12 protein-coding genes and 1 pseudogene are annotated in these 20038 nt (G+C 68.7%); 2 read left to right on the forward strand and 11 right to left on the reverse strand.

The genetic code is table 11. The annotated features are described in order from the left end of the window. Positions 1–5 precede the first annotated feature (5 nt). From trbB to ACVKN3_RS06340, 4 genes are all read right to left on the reverse strand, one after another. Entirely contained in the window at positions 6–974 is a 969-nt protein-coding gene (gene trbB, locus ACVKN3_RS06325; RefSeq protein WP_354513484.1) for a P-type conjugative transfer ATPase TrbB, read from the reverse strand. Then, entirely contained in the window at positions 974–3580 is a 2607-nt protein-coding gene (locus tag ACVKN3_RS06330) for a fimbria/pilus outer membrane usher protein (RefSeq protein WP_354513482.1), read from the reverse strand. The genes trbB and ACVKN3_RS06330 overlap by 1 nt, the downstream gene beginning before the upstream one ends. Continuing rightward, positions 3577–4314 carry a fimbrial biogenesis chaperone gene (locus ACVKN3_RS06335; protein WP_354513480.1) on the reverse strand — a complete coding sequence of 246 codons (738 nt, stop codon included), beginning with the start codon at positions 4312–4314 and terminating at the stop codon, positions 3577–3579. Before ACVKN3_RS06335 ends, ACVKN3_RS06330 begins: the two co-directional genes overlap by 4 nt. 63 nt (positions 4315–4377) lie before the next feature. Continuing rightward, a complete protein-coding gene (locus ACVKN3_RS06340) occupies positions 4378–4923 on the reverse strand; it encodes a fimbrial protein (RefSeq protein ID WP_285403880.1) in 546 nt (181 codons plus the stop codon). A gap of 346 nt (positions 4924–5269) precedes the next feature. Here ACVKN3_RS06340 and ACVKN3_RS06345 point away from each other — a divergent pair, with 346 nt between their 5' ends. After that, positions 5270–6094 carry a helix-turn-helix domain-containing protein gene (locus ACVKN3_RS06345; RefSeq protein ID WP_285403878.1) on the forward strand — a complete coding sequence of 275 codons (825 nt, stop codon included), beginning with the start codon at positions 5270–5272 and terminating at the stop codon, positions 6092–6094. Between the two features lie 19 nt (positions 6095–6113). Here the strand turns inward: ACVKN3_RS06345 and ACVKN3_RS06350 are convergent, their stop codons facing one another. From ACVKN3_RS06350 to ACVKN3_RS06365, 4 genes and pseudogenes are all read right to left on the reverse strand, one after another. Further along, positions 6114–6677, reverse strand: coding sequence for a methyl-accepting chemotaxis protein (locus ACVKN3_RS06350; protein ID WP_255349644.1), 564 nt, complete (start codon positions 6675–6677; stop codon positions 6114–6116). Next, positions 6657–7376 (reverse strand): annotated as a pseudogene (locus tag ACVKN3_RS06355) (PAS domain-containing protein); the annotation flags it as partial. The pseudogene ACVKN3_RS06355 and the gene ACVKN3_RS06350, both read right to left, overlap by 21 nt. Before the next feature lie 165 nt (positions 7377–7541). Further along, on the reverse strand, positions 7542–9908 hold the full coding sequence (gene pbpC, locus ACVKN3_RS06360) for a penicillin-binding protein 1C (protein WP_285403874.1): 2367 nt from the start codon (positions 9906–9908) through the stop codon (positions 7542–7544). A gap of 47 nt (positions 9909–9955) precedes the next feature. After that, a complete protein-coding gene (locus ACVKN3_RS06365; protein WP_354513475.1) occupies positions 9956–15988 on the reverse strand; it encodes an alpha-2-macroglobulin family protein in 6033 nt (2010 codons plus the stop codon). 434 nt (positions 15989–16422) lie between these two features. Between ACVKN3_RS06365 and ACVKN3_RS06370 the strand changes: the two genes are divergently transcribed. Beyond that, positions 16423–17418, forward strand: coding sequence for a sensor histidine kinase (locus ACVKN3_RS06370; RefSeq protein ID WP_354513473.1), 996 nt, complete (start codon positions 16423–16425; stop codon positions 17416–17418). Here ACVKN3_RS06370 and ACVKN3_RS06375 read toward each other — a convergent pair. From ACVKN3_RS06375 to ACVKN3_RS06385, 3 genes are read right to left on the reverse strand one after another with little or no spacing between them, the layout of a single operon-like run. Next, complete coding sequence (locus tag ACVKN3_RS06375; protein ID WP_285403869.1) at positions 17408–17884, reverse strand: T6SS immunity protein Tdi1 domain-containing protein; 477 nt, start codon at positions 17882–17884, stop codon at positions 17408–17410. The two genes, ACVKN3_RS06370 and ACVKN3_RS06375, sit on opposite strands and share 11 nt — an antisense overlap. A gap of 55 nt (positions 17885–17939) precedes the next feature. Then, positions 17940–19091, reverse strand: coding sequence for a serine hydrolase domain-containing protein (locus ACVKN3_RS06380; RefSeq protein WP_354513471.1), 1152 nt, complete (start codon positions 19089–19091; stop codon positions 17940–17942). Continuing rightward, positions 19088–20035, reverse strand: coding sequence for a lysylphosphatidylglycerol synthase transmembrane domain-containing protein (locus ACVKN3_RS06385; RefSeq protein WP_456991394.1), 948 nt, complete (start codon positions 20033–20035; stop codon positions 19088–19090). Before ACVKN3_RS06385 ends, ACVKN3_RS06380 begins: the two co-directional genes overlap by 4 nt. Between the last annotated feature and the right edge of the window lie 3 nt (positions 20036–20038).

A 20038-nucleotide genomic window follows, 5' to 3' on the forward strand; every position in this document is an offset into this window, starting at 1 on the left:
TCGTTTCAAAGAGTGCGCAACAGGTAGCGGCCGTTCTCGTAGCCGTCCACGGCCACGATGTCCTGGACGCGACGGCCGCCGACGGTGCGGGCGATATGGACCAGCAGGTGCACCGCCTCGCCGATCAGCGGCTCGATGAGTCGGGGCGCGTCGCGATGCATGCTGATCAGCAGCGACAGCCGCGACAGCCCGGCTTTCGCATCGTTGGCGTGCAGCGTGGCGGCGCCGCCCTCGTGGCCGGTGTTCCACGCCATCAGCAGGTCCAGCGCCTCGGGGCCACGCACCTCGCCCACCAGGATGCGATCCGGACGCATGCGCAGCGAGGTACGCAGCAGCCGGGTCATGTCGATATCGGGCGAGGTCCGGTACTGCACGAAGTTCTCCGCCATGCACTGGATTTCGCCGGTGTCCTCGATGATGAAGACACGTTCGCGCTCGTCCAGCCTGACCATCTCGCGGATCACCGCGTTGATCAGCGTGGTCTTGCCCGAGCCGGTGCCACCGATCACCAAAATGTTGCGATGCCGACGTATCGCGTCCAGCAACAGGTCGCGCTGCGCGCACGTCATCGTGCCGGCCGCCACGTAGTCGTCGAAGCCGAAGATCGACACCGCTTTCTTGCGCAGGGCGAACGTGGGCGCGCGCACGATCGGCGGCAGCTGGGCGGCGAAGCGCGAGCCGTCCAGCGGAAATTCGGACTCGAGCACCGGGTGCGCGCGCGTGATCTCCTTGCCGTAGTAGCCGGCGATCGTCTTGATCACCGCCTCCGACTGGCTTGGTCGCATGCTGCCGACGCAACGCATGCCTTCGCCCAGGCGTTCCTGCCAGAGCCGATGATCCGCATTGAGCATGATCTCCACCGTGTCCGGATCGCCGAAGGCGTGCAGGAAGGCATCGCCCAGGTCGCGCCGCAGCTTTTCGCGTGCCCGTGCACGCACGACGGCAGAGGAGGCACCGCTGTGTCCGTGTTCCATCAGGCGGCCTTGTCGTGGTGGGCGACGTCGTCCTCCTGCTCGCAGGCCGAGCGCCAGGCGCGATGCAGGCCATGCAGCGGCAGGCTGTCCCACGACGAGGGCAACACGATGCGGCAACTGCCGCCGGGCCAGCTGACCCGCAGGCGGGTGCCGGGCATCGCGCCGCGCGTAAACACCTTGCTGCCCTGGCCGACCACGCCGACCGCCCGGCCGTCGTCGTCGTGCACCGATGCGCCGAACGGCAGGGGCGCACCGTCGGGAAGGCTGGCGTGGATCAGCACGGCCCGCGCCTGTTCCGTCGGGTAGTTCAGGCGCGCCATCGCGCCGGCCCGCGGCACCGCCACCTCGCTGGTGTTGTGCAGGTGGACGTCGTGCGACGCGCCACGCGGATCGATCGACACCTGGTTGATCTGATAGGGCTGCAGGCCGCGGATCACCGCGTTGCCGTGGCGATCCAGGCGCACCCCGGCGTGGCTTTCGATACGCGCGCCGGCGGCGCCGGGGGCATGCACGATCGCATTGGTCTCGCCCAGTTCCTGGGTAAAGGTGATGCCGTCGCGGTGCGCCACGACCGCGCCCGTGGCGCCGAGGGAATACTGGGTGTAGGCACCGCCCGCCCGACTGAGGCCGACCCGATAGGCGCCCGTCTGGCCGCGGTAGGCCAGGTTGGCGCTGCCGGTCTGCCGCGACATGCCGGCGTCCGCCCCGGCACGGGTGGCCGCCAGGGCGTAGGTGAGGTCGTCGTGGCCGGCCAGCTGACCGTTGAGCGTGGCGGTCAGCGTGCTTTCGCGCCTGCCGCTTCCGGTATAGGACGCTCCCAGCGCAGGTGCACCGGTCGTGTGGCCCAGCGGCACGTTGAACGACACGTACAGCGTGGTGTCGGTGCGAGTACGCGTACGCGCATCGAAGGCCCCGGCCAGCGACGAACCGATGCGGGAGCGTTGCAGCGAGACGTTGTAGAACGCCTCGCGCAGGGAGCCCGCATAGGCGAGGGTGAAGTCGAGGTCCCGCGAGGATCGTCCCCAGTAGTCCACCATGGAGCCGGTCAGCGACACGCGGCCGGTGCCCAGGTTCTGCCCGAGGTTCGCATCCAGGCGCCCGCGTTCGCCGGAAGGCAGCACCTCGCCCGTGCCATGCCGAAGCCGGCTGCGCCAGCGCGATGCGTCGGTGACGCCGAGGTAATCGCGGGTGGAGAAACGGTAGGCCGCGACGGCGAAGCTCGTGCCGGTTTCCCCGAGCGTGCGGCTGTAGCGCAGGCGCGTGCTGGTGCCGCGACGGATGCGCTCGCGGCGCATGGCCGCGCGCGACGTCGTTACATCCAGGGCGACTGCGCCGACGGGCAGGTTCACGGCCAGGCCGACCAGACCCGAGGCATAGCTGTTGGAGACCGTGCCGCCGGTGTAGACGGTGCTGTTGACCGTGGCGCCGTACTGGAACGAGCCCTGGGCGACGAAGGGTGTATCCCGCACGGAGGCTTCGTCCACCTGCCCCGCCCACACGGCGAAACGCGTGGAGCCTTCGCGCAGCATCTGCGGCACGGCGGTGTAGGGCACCAGCGTGGTGCGGGTGCGACCGTCCGCCTCGGTCACAGTGACTTCCAGGTCACTGCCGTACCCGGTGGGATAAAGGTCGTCGATCTCGAACGGACCCGGCGCCACCGTGCTGCTGTGGATGATGTAGCCGTTCTGGCGCACGGTCACCTGCGCGTTGCCCTCGGCCACGCCGCGGATCACCGGCGCGTAACCCCGCTGGGACGCAGGCAGCATGCGCGGGTCGCTGGCGATGCCGATACCGCGAAGGCGCACGCTGTCGAGGATCTCGCCCGGCGTATAGGTCTCGCCCACGGTGAGTTGCGCGCGCAGGTCCGTCAGGTCGTGCTGCGCGTGGACCAGCGTGTTGCGCCAGGCCGACCGTCCGTCCGCCATGTCGAGGCCGCCGCTCTGGCGCAGGCGCCAGCCGCCCAGGTTGACACCGGCCTGGAGGCCGACATACGTGGCCGTCGAGCGACGGCCGGCGGCGCGTACGTCGTAGCGGTTGGCGTTGTAGTTGAGCATGGCGGCGTTTTCACCCGCGTCCCACAGGTCGGGCGCGACGTAGCCCCGCGCGCGGGAGGCGAGGAAGGCCTGGGGCAGACTGATGCGCAGCACCTGGTCCGCGTCGTCGAAATCCGCCTTGGCGCCAGGAATCCTCCGCTCCAGCGGTGCGCAGGCGTCTTCGGTGTCCGTTGCCGCCGAGGCCGGCGCACCCGTATGCCGCTGGAGCTTTTGCGGGTCGAGCCCCAGCCTCAGCAGCAGGCTTCGGTCCAGGCATGGCGTGGCTCCGTCGTTGCCTGCCACCACCCGGAACGGCACCTCGAACGGGCCGGGCACCGCGTCGCCGTTGAGCAGCACGCGCGGCTGGTAGAGGCCCGGCAGGGTGACGTTACCGCGCTCGAAGCGCGACAGGTCGATGGCGCCGGCGGCGGAGTGGATGAACTCGGGATTGAAGGTGGCCTGCGGCACCGCCGGGTCCAGCGACGCGCCCTCCGCATGGGCGCAGCCGGCCAGTGCGAAGGCGACCGCAAGCGGCCGCCGGGGCAGCCAGGTAGGGCAGGTGGCATGTTTCATCGCGCGTCGATCGTCGTGCTGTGGGCGACGAAACCGCCGTAATCGTTGATGCTCTGGTAGTGGATATCGAGTCGGCCCGGCGGGAGCGCCTTCGGCAAGGGCGGCGTCACCGAGGCATGCGGCGCGATGGACAGCGGCTCGGCCTCGACCTCACCGCTTGGCGTGGTAAGGCGCAGCTCGTTCAGGGCAACGTAAAAAGGACTGGCATTGCTCACGGCAAGCGTGCCCTCGGGCGACCGGGTCCAGGTCAGTGCCTCGGCGGCGCGTGCCGGCGAGCCCTTCAGGCCCTTCGGTCGATAGAAGAGTTTCAGCCGGTAGCGAAAGGCCAGCTGCATGGTGTTGCCCTCGCTGCCGTCGGCCGCCTTGGGCGGCACCTCCAGCACGTTCAGCCAGAACTGCGATTCACGACCCTCCGGCAGCGTGCCGTCGGTGAAGGCGATGCGCAGCGTCTGCGACCGGCCGGATTCCACGCGCGCGATGGGCGGCGTGAGGTTGAAGGGCACGTCGACATGTTCCGGCGTCGAGCGCGCATCGCCGTCGTCGATCCAGGCCTGGGTCAGCACGGGCAGCGATCCCTTGTTGGTCAGCCGGACCGATATCTCGCGATCGCCCGCGTTGTAGATATAGCGCGTGGCATTCATGACCACCCCCGCGGAGGCGGGTACGGCGGCGACCAGCAGCAGCGCCAGCAGCGCGCGCGCCAGCCCCGCGACATTCCGTTTCGTTGCTTCCATGACGGGCGTTCCTTCGGGTGAGCCGTTCGACCGCCGGGCGTGCCCGGCGGTCGAGTTCCTTGCTTACTGTTCGTAGCGGATCGTGTAGGTCACCGAACTGTTGGCGCCGCCGGCCACGACGGTGCCTGTGCGCTCGTAGGACGCCGAATAGGCCAGCACGGCCTGGTTGTCGGAAACGGTTTCCTTCACCCCGTCCTGGGTGTCGCTCCAGATGTCGATGGCCTTGCCGTTCTTGTCGAACAGGCGGACCTGCACACCCGACGCGCCACCGCTGGTCTTCAGGGCGCCGGTGAGGGGATCGACCGTGGAACCCGTGTCGTAGGTGGCCCACACCCGGGTGCCGTTGGCGCAGGTGGTCTCGCCGGCCTTGCCGATGTAGATGCGGTAGCCGGTGTTGCCCGTGGTGGTGCCCACGTCACCGAAATCGGCCGCGTTCACCGAGCCGATGTTCACGGTGAAGTCGGGGCCGCTGCCCGGCGCACCACCGTCGACGGTGCAGGTGACGTTGGTGATGGCGCCGGTGAAGGTGATGGTGCCGGTGGAGGCGAAAGCCGATGGCGCGGCAAGCCCGGCGATCAGCAGCGCGGAAGCGATAGCTTTGAGGTTCATCCGATTAACCCTTTGTATGACTTGAGAAACGGCCCCGGAGGGTCGTCGGCAGGAGGAGACACGGGTCACCCCCGCGCATCACGCAGCCGAGCTCGACTACGCGAGCGCAACAAGAATTCTGTACGAATCCCCCGCCCAGCCATATGGAATAAACCTCAAAAATCCGAGTTTTTTCCTACCCCCTTCTCAGCTATCAAGCCCTCGATTGATCAGATTTCTCATTACAAGTGGCTTTGAGGTGCGCTGCTGCGCGCGTGGCCGGCGTGACGAGTAGCAGCCCCCCCAGGTGCAATGCGATGCGAGGTGCGATGCAGGCTGTGTTAGTTTGGGCCGTGAAGACTGCGCGATGGCTACCTTGACCGACCGAATTCCCAACGAGTCACCCGACGATCCCACCGTGACGACTCGCGATGCGGCCGAGTTGCTGGGGGTGTCCGTGAGCACCGCTCAGAAGTGGATCGAGGGGGGCGCGCTGCCCTCGTGGAAGACGCCCGGCGGCCATCGCCGGATGCGGCGCAGCGCCGTGCTGGCGTTACTGGAAGAACGCATGGCGCCCCCGGGCGAGTCGCCCGCCACGCTGCCGGACGAACTGCGCCCGGCGCGTCATCCGGATTACCCGGTACACGCCGACGAGGCCCGGCGATTGCGCGCGCTCGCCCGCTCCGGCCTGCTGGACACGGCGCAGGATCCGGCCTTCGACCGCATCACCTGGCTGGCGTCACGGATCGCGGGGGCGCCCACGGCGGCCATCGCCTTGCTGACCTCGCGCCGGCAGTGGTTCAAGTCGCGCCAGGGCCTGGAACTGGACGAAACCCCGCGCGGATGGGCGATCTGCAGCCACGCGGTGCTCGGCAACGGGCTGTTGCTGGTCGAGGACGCGCGTCGGGACGATCGCTTCCGCAGCAATCCCCTCGTCCTGGGCGAACCGCATATCCGCTTCTACGCGGGGCAGCCCCTGCGCGGTCCGGACGGTCACGTGCTGGGCACCCTGTGCGTGTTCGGCAACGAACCGCGGGGCCTGAGCATCATCCAGGCGGACGGCCTGCGTGCCCTGGCGGCCCTGGCCGAGGACGAAATCCGCCTGCACATGATCGAACACGGCCGGCGCTGGCAGACCCCATCCACGCCGAGCGATATCCCGCCCCCGCCGAGCGATACCCCGCCCGACTGACGCCGCCTGGTCGCATGCGTCAGGCCAGTTCGGCCACCGCGCGACGGACGTTGTCGATACCGCCGGCCTGCTGCGTGGTCGCCACGGCCACGTCGGACACGCGCTCCAGCAGCGTGCCCACGGAGGTCAGGATGTCGCGCATGGCCGCGCCTGCCTCGCCACTGCGGGCGCTGCCCTCACGCACCCGCTCCAGCGTGCCGTCGATGAGTTCGCGGATGTCGCGTGCGGACTCGGCGCTGCGCTGCGAAAGCATGCGCACCTCGTTCGCCACCACGGCGAAACCCTTGCCGTGGATACCCGAACGCGCCGCCTCGATGGAGGCGTTAAGCGCGAGGATATTGGTCTGAAACGCGATGTCGTCGATCATCGCGACGATTTCCGAGATGTCGCGCGCACCGGCCTGGATCGCCGACATCGTGGCGATGACCGCGTCCACCATGGCGCCGCCGTCCACCGCCGAGCGGCTGGCTGCGTTGGCCAGGTTGTTGGTCGCGCGGGCCTGCGCCGCGATAGCCGGCACGGTATCGGCCAGCTCGGCCAGGGAGGCATGCAGGGTGCGCGAGGCACGCGTCTGTGCGGTCACGTCGGTGGCGTACTTGACCACCTTGAACGGGCGCCCGGACATGTCGAAGATCGGGTTGTAGCTGCCCTGTATCCATACCTCGCGGCCGTGCCGGTCCACGCGGCGGTACAACGCCGAGTCGTATTCCCCGCGCCCCAGTTTCTGCCAGAAGGCCAGGTAATCGGCGCCTTCGCGATCGGCGGCATCGACGAACATGCGGTGGTGCTGGCCGACCACCTCGTCGCGGGTATAGCCCATCGTGGTGAGGAAGTTGTCGTTGGCCTCGAGAATCGTGCCATCCAGCGTGAAGCTGATGACGGCCTGTGCCTTGTCGATCGCCGCCAGACGGCCTTCCATGTCGGCGGCACGCAGGCGCTGCTGGGTCACGTCGGTGGCGAACTTCACCACCTTGACCGGCCGGCCGAAGGCGTTGAGCACCGGGTTGTAGCTGGCCTGTATCCAGACCTCGCGGCCGTCCCTGCCCCGGCGCCGATAGAGACCGACATCCGGCTTGCCGGCCGCCAGCCGGGCCCAGAACGCGGCGTAGTCGGGCGACGCGGCGTCCTCGGCCTCGACGAAGATGCGGTGGTGGCGGCCCACGATGTCCGCCGGCTCGGCGTAACCCAGGGCCTCGACGAAGTTGCGGTTGGCATCGAGGATGGTGCCGTCCAGGGCGAACTCGATCACCGCCTGCGTGCGGTCCAGCGCGTCCAGCTTGCCCCGCAACCCCGTGCGCGACTCCCCGACGACCCGGCGCATGCCGGCGAACAAACCGATGGCCATGATGGCGTTATCCCCTGGTGAACTCTCGAACATCCTTATCGACGATCGCGAGGGGCCGCTGAACACCCACTGCCGGAAACGCACAGCGATTCCGCGGAACGCTTACTCCACCACACCGATGCCCAGCTCGCGCGAGTCGGCGCGGCCGCGGTCGTCGACCACGCGCACCAGGAAGCGACCGGTGCGCTCCGGCGCCCACATCAGGCTCTGGCCGCTCGGCACACTACCCAGGTAGGCATCGTCCACGAACCAGTACAGCGTGCGTGACGCGCCGTCGGCGGTGGCGGTGAAGGCCACCCGCTCGCTGCCCAGTCGCGATACCCGGATCTGGTAGGTGCTGCCTTTCAGCGGCGAGGTGATCTTCGGCGGATCGCCCGCCAGCTGGCCACCGCCCTGGCAGTCCGGCAGCGCCGGCGGTGTTCGCCGCGGCATGCCGGCCTGGGCGAACACGCGGGCCAGGTCGGAGGGCCAGTATTCGTAGACGTCGGTGCGTGTGCGCGCCGGATCGTAGGGAGGGCACGCCGGCTTGCCCGTCGCCGTATCCACAACCACGGGCCGGTGCACGGTGCTGAGCCGGATGGGTGATTTGCCGGGAATGAACCAGGTGCTGCCGACCTGCGGACACCAGGCATTGGGCAGGTCGCCGCTGGCCAGGCAGACGGCCACCCGGCGCAGGTTGGGCGGATTGCGCCGCACGGGCTCGACCATGCGCGGACGCTCGGCGCGCAGCGCGTCGGCGATACGGAAGAACAGCGGCGCGGCGGCATCCACGCCGATGAAGGCGGGATTGCCCGCGCCGTCGAAGTTGCCGATCCATACCACCAGGACATAGGGCCCGAAACTGCCGGCCGTCCAGGCATCGCGGAAACTCCACGACGTGCCCGTTTTCCAGTACACCGGCAGGCGCGAAGGCTGCGCGGCCACGGCATCGTCCGGCCGCGGGTTCTGCCGCAGCATGTCCATCACCATGAAGCTGGCTTCCTCGCTGAGCACGCGGGTGCCCTGGGTCCGTGGCTGCGCCGCCAGCGTGCGCAACGGCCGCAGCTGGCCGCGGTTGGCCAGCATGGCGTAGAGCCCGGACAACTCCTGCATGGTCACTTCTCCGCCACCGAGCACCAGCGCCAGCCCGTAGTGTTTCTCGCTGGCCATGCGCGAGATGCCGGCGTCGTGCAGGAACTGGTACAGGTTAGGGCTGGCCAGTCGCGCGGCGATCTGCACGGCAGGGATGTTGCGGCTGCGGATGAGCGCCTGCGTGGCGGTCACCGGCCCCAGGAAATGGCCGTCGAAGTTCTCGGGCGTGTACGGCCCGAACGCGGACGGCACGTCGCGCAGCACCGTCTCCGGATGCAGCAGCCCCTGGTCGAAACCCAGGGCGTAGATGAACGGCTTCAGCGTGGACCCCGGGGAGCGCTTGGCCTGCGTACCGTTGACCTGGCCCTGGATCGACGCGTCGGCGTAGTCGGCCGAGCCGACCATGGCCTTGATCCCCATGTCGCGCGTATCGACCAGCAGCGCCGCGGCGTTGCGGATGCCACGCTCGCCGCCGCGCGCCACGTACTGGCGCACCTGCCGCTCCAGGCTGTGCTGCAGGCCAAGGTCCAGCGTGGTTACCACGCGCATGTCGTCGTCGCCGTCGAGCCGGCGCTCCGCCAGCACCTGCTCGACGAAGTGCGGTGCCTCGAACGGCAGGCGCGAGAGCGGGCGCAGGGCGAACGGCAGCGCGAACAGCGGCTGCATGGCGGCATCCGCCGGATGCGTCGTCACCCAGCGTGCAAACAGCCGGTCGCGCGATCGGCGCAGCGCGGTGTCGATGACGGATGCGCCACCGGCGCTGCCGGGTACGCCACGCGAGGGTTCCTGCGGAATCACGGCCAGTGTCAGCGCCTCGGGCAGGGTGAGGCGCGCGGGTGGCTTGCCGAAGTAGGCGAGGCTGGCGGCGCCGACGCCTTCCACGTTGCGGCCGTAGGGCGCCGCATTGAGATACGCCTCGAGGATGTCGTGCTTGGAATATTGCAGTTCCAGCTGCAACGCGCGGGCCACCTGCACCAGCTTGCCGGCGGGGCGGCGCGTGTCCAGGTGCCAGATCAGCCGCGCCAGCTGCATGGTCAGCGTGGACCCGCCCTGCGGACTGCCGCGACGTACGTAGGTCACCCAGGCGCCACGCACGATGCCCCATGCGCTCACTCCCGGGTGCCAGCGGAACCAGCGGTCCTCGTGCAGCAGCACGCCGTCGACCAGCTCCGGCGCGATGTCCCGCAACGGCACCCATAGCCGATAGCGGTCGTCGCTGGCCAGGGTCAGCCGCAACAGCCGCCCGTCGGCGTCGTAGACCGCCGTGGACGAGGGCAACCACGCGCGCAGCGGCTCGTGCGGCCAAAGACGGCAGGTGACCGGCACGGCCGCGACCAGCAGCAACGCCACGAGGACGTTGTGCCAGCCGACCCGGCGCAGCCGGTGCATCAGACGCATGCGGGCGCCGGCTCAGTGAACGCAGCGGCGCACCGCATGCGCACCGCTCACGGTTTGGCCGTAACGGTCAGCGTACCGCCGCCGGGTGCCCGCCCTTGGGTACCGCGGTCGTACAGCGACTCGGCAAACACCGGCGGGATCGTGAACCGGCCAGCATTGGTCGCCTTGATCCGATAGACGAACTCCTGCACGTCCGTGCTGGCACTGCCGTAGACCACCACGCGATCCTCGCGCACGTCGGCGTAGTCCGGCTTCCAGGTGGATTCCGGGTTACCGATCGGCGAGCGCCAGGCTGGCGTGTCGTCACCGTCGCCTTCGCCCTCGGCGTCCGCCGGGCCGTCGCCGCTGTCGGCGTCCGTGGCCTCCGTGGCGTCGCCGTTGTCTGCGGTCGTCGTGTCCTCGTCGGACGAAGGCGCGGGCGTTGCGGCATCGGCGGGTGGCGCCGTCTGCAGCACCGGCTCGAAGCCGCCGGGCAGCAGGTCCACGATGGCGACGTCGTACACCGAGGCGTTGGTGGTGGAGCGGATGCGCACATGAACGTCGATCTCATCGCCCGTGGCCAGGCTGTCGATCGCCTTGCCCTTGGTGTCGGTGTAGCTGCGGGTGATCTCCAGGCCGTCCTTGCGCGTGTCCGTCGACGGCTTGCGATCGAAGCCCCCCTGCGCCACGCCGTACCACGCGGCGTTGTCGCCGTCGTTGACCAGGCGCAGGCGCTGTGCCGCGGCCGGCCAGTGCGCATCCAGCAGCACGCCGCGCGGCGTACCGATCGGCGTGACGGTGCCATTGGCGACCACCGAGCCGATCGACAGCTTGCCGACGTCGCCACCGGTCTCCTTCGCCCAGGCATCGAGCGCCAGGATGATCATGCCGGAGGACAGCGTGTTGTAGTGGCCCTTGGCCAGCGGCCGCACCAGCGCGTCGAGGGTTTCCGGCGGCAGCGACTTCGCCTGATCCGGGAAGTGCTTGGCCAGCAGGTACAACACCGTGGCGTCGCGGACCGGCGCGTCGTAATAGTCCGCGTAGCTGTACGCCTCGTCGGCCGGCTTGCGGCCCAGCAAGCGTCGCGGCTGGGTCATCAGGTCGGCGGCGAGCCGGTCCTGGTGCAGCAGCTGGTAGGACGCGGCCAGCCACGCCGCGGCCAGGTCGCCCTTCCACACCTTGGGATACGCCTCTTCCAGGCGCCGTTGCACGGCGGCCAGGTCGTTGGTGGTGACGTTGCCCTGGCGCGTGAGCAGGTAGACCGCGTAGGCGCGCTGGCGCATCTGCGCCAGCGTGTCGCCGCTGTCGTCGGCCGCGATCTGCCGCAGCGCGTTGTCCGCGGCGGACAGCATGTCGCGCGGCACGGCCACGCCGCGGTCGGTCGCCTCGATCAGGTAGTGCACGGCGTAGTCGGTGACGAAGGCCTGCGTGTCCGGCGTGGCCGTCCACAGGCCGAAGCCACCCTGCCCGTTCTGGCGGGCGCGCAGCACGTCGAACAACGCAGCCACCGGGTCGGCCGGCGGCGCGGTGTCGCCCTGCATGCGGGCCGGCTTCACGTCGCCGAACTCCGGACGGTTGCCGAGGATCAGCGCCGGCATCGCCGCGCTGATGACCTGCTCGGTGCAGTAGTGGGGAAAGTCGACCAGGTAGGCCGCCAAACCGCGGGCCAGCACCACCGGCACCGACGAGAACGCCACGTCGCGTCGCGCGTATTCCGCGTGCATGTCGCGCAGCGGCGCCACATCGGCACGGCCGTGCGCATCCACGCGACCGAAGGCGAGGTCGGTGCGCATGGCCGACGCCGGCCTGACCGAGAGATCCACCGACTGCTTCGCCGACTTGCCGCTGGCCGCGGCGGTGAAGGTCAGGTTGCCGGAGCCGAGCGTGTCGGTGGCGCGTACGCGGAAGATCGCCACGCCCTCGCGCATCTCGGCCAGGCTCAGCGTCTTCGAGGCGTCGCCGACCAGTTGCAGCTGCGGGCCCGTCTTCAGGGTGACCGCCACCGGCACGGACTTGCCGCCCAGGCCCGTGAGGTTGTTGGCTACGCCGACGCTGATCTCGGCTTCGTCGCCGGGTGCCAGCGTGGTCGGGACGTTGGGCGAGAGGACGAAGTCACCGCGGACGGTGGTCGCGCCCTCGACGCTGCCGATGGTTTCCGGCGACACGCTGATCGCCATGACGCGCAACTTGCCGTTGAAGTAATCCGGCACCTTGTAGGTCAGGTCTTTCGCGCCGTCCACATCGACGATGCCCGACCAGTACGCCACCGGTTTGTCGCGCTTGCGCTTGAACGGGTTGAGCTGGCGGCCGATGGCACCGTCCGCGTCACCGCCGGGTGCCGCCATCGTCATCAGCTTCTGGAAGTCCGGGATGATCAGGTCCAGGATCTGCGAGGTGGACACCTCGAGCATGCGCTTGCGGAAGAAATACTGCAGCGGATCGCCCAGCTTGTAGTGGGCCACCTGCAGGATGCCTTCGTCCACGGCGAACACCACCGCACGCGTGGGCCTGGGGGAGGTGACGTGGAAGGTCACGGTGTCGCCCGGTTTCACCAGCGCCGGGGATTCCACCGCGATGGCGTTGCGCCGTGCGTCCATGTTGACCGAGAAGGGCACCACGCCGAATGACAGCGGGCTCATGAAGATCTCGTCGGACGACGGGTCACGCACGTACTGCACGTTGATGTAACCGTTGCCCTCGAAATCGGCCGGCACGGTGATGTGCTGCACGCTGCTGGTGGCGTCGGCATGGAACCACGCATGCGCGTACACCTTGTCGCGCTCGATGGTGATCAGGCCACTGCCCGCGTACGGCGCACGGATGGCGATATCCACCGCTTCACCCGGCGCATAGTCCTTCTTCGACAGGGTGAGCTGCAGTTCCGCGTTCCGCTCCAGCGAACGCGACACGTTGCCCTCGCCCGCCACGGACCAGCCCACGCGGTTGACCTCCTTGCCCTGCGCATCCTTGACCACCAGCGCGAAGGTGCCCGGCTTGTCCGTGGGCAGCGGAACATCCAGCCCAGCGGCGGGAATCGCCAGCGGCGTTTCGGAGATCACCGTCTCGCGTGCCTTCGATTCGTACTTGAAGACACCGGAATCCTGTTTCGTCAACACCGAAACGAAGCGGGTCTCGACGATCGCCTGCTTCAACCCGTTCAGGGCCATCCGCTTCGCCGTGGGATCGATGGCCACCAGGTTGACCGTGCGCGTGGCGTCACGGCTCACGTAATCCAGGTTGTCGACGGCCTTGTAGCCGACCAGCCAGTCGTTGGACGACACCATTCCCTGCGTGGCGGCGGCGACACTGCGACCGCCTTCCGCTTCATAGGCCTTGGCGAGGAAATACAGCTGATAGGTGGCATCGGCGTAGCGCGACAGGTCCAGCGCGAACTCGGCATGGCCCTTGTCGTCGGTCTTGGCGTCGGCCAGCTTTTCCTCGAAGCCCTCCTTGGCCCGGCGGATATCGTAGAAGTGGTAATCCTTGTAGCTGGGGAAGGACGGATAAGCCGGGCGCAGGGTCAGCGAGCCTTCGACGCGACGATCCGCCGCCGGCGTGCCGAACAGGTTCTGCACGTCGACCATCGCCTTCAGCTGCGAGGGCTTGACCCAGCCCTCAGCCACCGCGGTGGAAAGCTTTGCCGAAACCTTCATGCGGTCCGGCTGGAATTCCTTCACCTGCACCGTGGTGCTGCCGATCTGCGAATACGGCTTGCCGTCCTTGGCGATGTAGAGATTGACCGTCCAGTTACCGGTGGGCGAGGTCTCGGCCGTGGTGTGGTCCAGCTCGGCAAAGCCGGCCGCATCCATGGACACCGCCTGCTGCGCCACGGTGGTGCCGCGCGGGTCGACCACCTCGGCGATCAGCGGCATGCCGGCCACGCTGCGCGTCCAGCTGTTGGCTCGCACGATCATGCCGATGTGGAAGAGATCGCCGGGACGGTAGATGCCGCGGTCGGAGAAAAGATAACCGGACAGCTGGCCCTGGCTGTGCGCGTTGGGCTCGCCGCCGATGTCGAAGCGCGAGAAATCCAGGGTGCGGTCATACGTGCTGACCGGCAGGAACGACAGGTCCTCGCCCTGGCGCACCACGTACATCGCCGGCGCCTTCTCCTGCGTAAAGCCCTTGAGGTTGGCGAAGTGGGCCAGGCCATCCGCGCTGGTGGTCTGGGTGAACAAGGTGCTGCCGTTCCTCGCGATCACCGCCACCGAGGCGCCGCCGACCGGCGCGCCGCTACGAATGGACTGCACGAAGATGTCCTGGCTGCCGTCCATCGACTTCTTGGCGATGACGCCGAGGTCGGTGATGACCACCAGGCGCTCGTCCTTCGGCCAGTCGTAGGGCGCGTGGCTGGCGGCGTCGTCCCTGGCCGCTTCGGCGGCGGCCGCATCGGCATCGGCGCCGGCGTCGCGTGCGGCCGCTTCGCGTGCCGCCTTCACCCGGCGCTCGCGGGCTTCCCGCTCCGCCTTCTCGTCGTAGCCGGACAACTTGAGCAGGAACACGCCACGCTTGCCGGCGGCGAGGTACTGGCCCAGGTCGACCCCTTCATAATGGGCCTTGCCCGGTTCGTCCTGCGGGAAGGACACCTTGCTGACGAAACGCTCGACGATGTCGTCCGGCGTGAAGCCGTACATCTCCGGTTTGGTGTAGCTGCCCTGGTTGAGCGACACCAGGTGCTGCAACTGGTCGGGCAGCACGCGGCCTACCTCGACGCGCATGCCGGGGATATTGCGCGAGACCACGGATATCCGCTTGTCGCCGCTGAGCGACAGCAGCGAGCCGTCGGCCATGAAACGCAGCAGGCGCGGGTAATCGGGCACGGTCAGCAGTTGCGCCTGCGGTGCGGCCATGAGGTAACCGCCGAACGCGCTCATGCCCTTGTCCACGCGCACGTAGATGCGCTGGCCGGGCTGGGCGTGGTAGCGGAAGCTCTGCGTCGCCGACCAGTCGGTCTCCGTCGGCACGATGTCGGGCTTGAGCGCGGTGAAACCGCGCAGGTCGGCCTCGCCGATACGCGACACGTCACCGTATTTGTCGTCGTCGGGCACCAGCCAGGCATGCAGGCGCTTGCCCAGTTCGGCATCGCTCACCGGGCCGCCGAAGTTCATCACCACCACCTGCTCGGGCTCGAAGCGGGCGTTGTCCACCAGCGTGGCCGTCATCTCGTCCAGCTTCAGGCTGTACAGCCCGGGGATGCGCACCGAGGTCTCCAGTGCCTTCTGCGTACCGTCGCCACCACGGCTGCTGCGTGCGCCGTCGTCCAGTGTCAGGCCGACGGAGCCGTCGTCCCGCGGCAGTTGCAGCGGCTGCGAGTGGACGAACGCGTTGAGGCGGTGCTCGTCGTAGGTGACCGAGAACTTCAGGTCGCTGCCGCGCTTCTGGTTCTTCTCGCGCAGGTCGAGGGAAAGGCGTTTCTCGAGCTGGGCCGAGTCCACCGGATAATTGAAACCCAGTTGTACGATGGTCTTCTTGCGCGTGGGGTCCTGCGGGTCTTGGTAGAACTCGCTGTGGACGACGCGCGCGGCGAAGGGCGCGGTGGACACGCTGAAATGGTCGTCGGCCAGTACCGCCTGCGGCGCGAACACCCTGGCCTTGTCGAAGCTGACCTCGATCTTGCGGCCCACGGGCCAGTCGCCGGCGGGCGTGAAGGTCAGCACGCGGTCGCTTTCCCACTTCCACTGGCCAGGCAGTTTCGGGTCCATCGCGATGCCGTCGGTCACCGGCTTGCCCAGCGACTCCAGTCGTGCGGCCGAGCCGGAGAAGGTCACCGTCAGCGGATGGATGGTGGCGGGGACATGCTCGTAGTCGCTGATGACCGGCGCCGGCGCTTCGAACGTGATGCGGTTGGGCTCGGCCGGTTTCGGCCGGTTTTCCCACCAGTGCCAGCCGAACCAGCCCCCCGCCGCGACCACCAGCACGGCGGCCACGATGGCGGTGAACGCCAGCGGACGGCTGCGCGCGGCCTGGCCGGTGGCGGGAATCCAACGCGGTGCCGACCAGGCCATGTCGCCGAACACGGGGCGAAGCAGGCGGCCGAGCAGCCAGAAGAGGCCACGCACCAGGCGCACGGGCAACATCACGATGAAACGAAGCAGATCCATGGTTCCCTTCCCATCCCTTGCATGAGTGACGGCAGCCCAGCCTGTAACGGCGGATACGCCCCTGCCCGCGCGCCGCGAAGGCGGCGCGCCGGGTGTCCTACGTAATCCCTGATCCATCCTGCGCGTGCCCGATGACACCGCCGCGACCGGATTCTGGCATAACGGCGCCTGCGTTCGGGCGTTTGTCGGGCAACATGCCAACACGGGCAACGTGGCAATAGGATAATTCTGAAAAAACGAGCGCATTCGTGCGGGCGTGACGATGTTCACGACCAGCGCGTGCGCTCCTATCGTGCGTAAAAGCCTTACGTTATGGTGCCGCCGTCCGCTCGCACATGAGCGGACGGTGCGACTGCACGGATGTCAGCCGGGCCGCCATGGACAATCCGCGCCGGGGGAGCAAGGCGACGCGCGGACAGCGACGGTGAATAACGATGAGCGAGCGCGCCACCCTTCCCTTCGACCGCGCCCGCTGCGCGGACGAGCCGGATTTCCGTGAACTGGCGGAGGTCGCCCCGATCCTGATCCGGCGCACCGGCGCCGATCGCCACGACGACTGGTTCAATCGAACCTGGCTCGACTTCACCGGTCGCTCGATCGCCGAGGAAGCAGGCAGCGGATGGATCGACGGCATCCACCCGGAAGACAGGGACCGGCACGCCGCCGTTGTTGCCCGTGCCTTCGACGCGCGCGAACCGTATGCACTGGACTACCGGCTGCGTCGGCGCGACGGCAGCTATCGCTGGATCGCCGCGAGGGGTGAGCGCTTCACGCGCCACGGCGTGTTCGCCGGTTACTGGAGCAGCGGCACGGACATCACCGAGCATCGTGATGCGCAGCACAGCCAGCGCGTGCTGATCAACGATCTGAACCACCGCATGAAGAACACGCTCACCGTGGTGCAGGCCATGGCCGAGCAGACCTTCCGCGAGGATCGGCCGATGGCCGACGCGATCGCCTGCTTCGGCGGTCGCCTGCGCGCGCTGGCCTCGATGCAGGACCAACTGGTCGCCAACGCCTGGGAAACGGTTCCGCTGCGCGACCTCGTCGCCACCACCTGCGCCCCGCTCGACCCCGGCGGCGGGCGCATCCGCCTGGAAGGGCCCTGCCTGGTCGTGAGCGCGGAGATGGCGGTCACCCTGACGATGGCGCTGCACGAGCTGTTGACCAACGCGGTCAAGTACGGCGCGCTGTCCAACGACACGGGCCGGGTCGCGATCACCTGGCGGACATGCATGGAGGCCGGCGGCCAGCGCCTCCGGCTGGTCTGGAAGGAACGGGGCGGCCCGGCCGTGAGTGTCCCCGTCGGGCGCGGCTTCGGCAGCCGCTTCATCGAACGCTGCCTCGGTGGCGAGGCCGGCGATCGCTCCACGCTCTGCTTCGAGGCGGATGGGGTGCGCTGGGCGCTCGACACCGCGCTCAGTGCGTGATGTCGATCTTGACTGCCGTGCCGTCGGGCAGGTCCTGCATCTGTTGCAGGACCGAGCCGGTCAGTTCGAAATGCTCGATGGCCGGCACGGGGTTGAGGTTGTCGACGGTGTATTCGCCCTCGGCGAAGATGGGCAGCGTGACGTAGGTGTAGCACTCGCCTTCGGCGCGTATCTTGCCGGCCTCCAGCAGCGCTTCGACCAGCGACGGCAGCAGCCATTCGTCCGCGATCTCCTCGCGCAGCAACTGGTTGAAGCCCGGCACGCTCTCGGCCACACGCTCGAGTTCGGCGGTGCCGGTGTTGAGCCAGAAGATGCCGCCCTCGTCCGCCTCGTAGAACAGGTCGCCCAGGGCGGTGAACAACAGCGGGGTATAGCCGTCGCCGATGCGCCACGCCCAGGATTCGGCCAGTGCGTCGATGGCATCCTTGTCGGGCGTGCAGATGAGGTCGTTCCAGGTGAGGGCCATGGGGATGGGCCTTGCGATCGGTGGGGGACGGCACAGTTTACGCCCCCGGCATGGCTCAGTCGCCCGCCCCCGCGATCACGGCCCTGACGAACGCCGCCCGCGCGAGCGCCTCCGCATCGCTGGTCGCGACGGGCCATGCGGCCAGCTGCACGATGACCAGTTCCCGCGCCGGATCGACATGGAGCAGCTGGCCGAAGATGCCGATGCCCGCATAGCCGCCGTCGTCGTAGGTCCACCATTGGTAGCCGTAGCCCCGACCGGGTGCGCCGATGTCGGCATGCTTCGCCGTGGCGTCCGCCAGCCAGCCGTCGTCCAGCACCTGCCGTCCACCCGCCCTGCCGCCATCGAGGAGGAACTGGCCGAAGCGCGCGTAGTCGCCCAGCGTGGCCGACACGCCGGAGCCACCGGCTTCCGTCCCGTCCACATCGTCCTTCAGCCAGAACGCGTCGCTGGCCATGCCATACGGCTCCCAGACCTTCTCGGCGAGGTACGCGGCCAGCGTCCTGCCGGTGGCACGCGTGACCAGGATGCCGACCAGATCGGTTTCGCCGGTCTTGTAGACCCACTGCTGCCCGGGCGCGAACTGGCGCGGCAGCGCGGCCATGTACGAGACCAGCAGGGGCACGCCGGGCTGGCGCGTGCCTTCGTACATGCGCGCGACATCCGAGGCGGGATCGGCGTAGTCCTCGTTCCAGCGCACGCCGGAGGTCATGGTCAGCAACTGGCGCACGGTGACGTCGCGGTACGCACCCGCGGCCAGTTCCGGGATGTAGCGGATGACCTTGTCGTCCAGGCCGTGGATGGCCCCGTCGTGCAGGGCCGCGCCGACCAGCGTGGCGGTGAACGACTTGGCGACCGAGAACGACGTCCATCGCGTGGCGGGCCCGGCACCCAGGCCGTAGCGCTCCAGGCGCACCTTGCCGTGCTGGACCACCATGATGCCGGCCACGTGGTGGTCGGCCATGTAGCGCTCGAGCGTCGTGCCGTCGGCGAAGCGCGGATGCAGCGGCGTGCCGGCAGGCAGCGGATACGGTGTGCCGTGGTGGACGACGTTGCTTGCGTAATGGGTATCCATCGCCCGGAAGGCGGCTTCGCGCTGCGGCTGGTTCCAGAACAGCACATCGGTGCGGCGGGCATGCGGCACGGCGCATGCCCCCAGGGCCAGCAACAGCCCGCCCAGGCCGACCCGCCGCAGGCAGCGGGTCACGCCATGCCCCGGGTGCGACGACGACGCAGCTCGAAGCCACCCAGCGCCAGCGAGGCGAGGACGAACGGGCCCAGCCCGTAGATGACCCGGTAAGCGAGCAGCGCCGCGAGCACGGTGGCGCGTTGTTCCTGCGGGAACGCCGCCAGGGTCAGTGCCTCGAAGGCACCGATGCCCCCGGGCGTGTTGCTGATGATGCCCGCGAGGATGGCGCCGACGTAGATCGGCGCGAAGTCGAGGAAGCTGCCGGCGATATCGACGGGCAGCAGCAGGTACATGGCGGCGATGGCGGCGATCATTTCCAGCGTGCCGATGGCGATCTGCGCGCCGGCGGAGCGCGCGGACGGCACCGGGGTGGAGAACTTCCACAGGGTCAGCTCGTCGTGCTTGCCCGCCAGCCAGCGCAGCAGGACGACGAAAAGGATCACCAGCGCGACACCCGGCCAGCGCCCCCAGCCGTGCGCGATGGACGGTTCGAGCAGCAGCGCGATCGCGGTGACCGAGGCGAAGCCCAGGGCCACCGCGAAGCCGACCAGGCCGACCACGCGCGCCACATCGGCCGCGCCCACCCCGCGTGTGGACAACATGCGATAGCGCAGCGCCGTCCCCGTGATGGCATGGAAGCCCAGGGCATTGCAGATGGCGTGCGTGGTGGCACCGGAAAAGAGCTTCATCCGCATCGGCACCCGGCCTGGCACCACCGTCTCCACGGCGAACACGTCGTACGCGGTGAGGCAGCCCCAGCTGACCAGCGTGGCGCCGATGGATGCCACGACATGCCAGCGCGGGATGCGCTCGAGGGCCGCACGGATGTCGTGCCACGACATCCGTGCGATGTAGCGGTGCAGCAGGAAGGCGGCCACGCCCACGAACGCCGCCGCCAGCAGGTACTTGGCGGCGCGGTGGGTGGCGTGCTTCGGGGGTGGTTCGTTGTGGGTGTGCGTCACCGC

It is taken from the genome of Luteibacter sp. PvP120 (genome assembly GCF_054055715.1).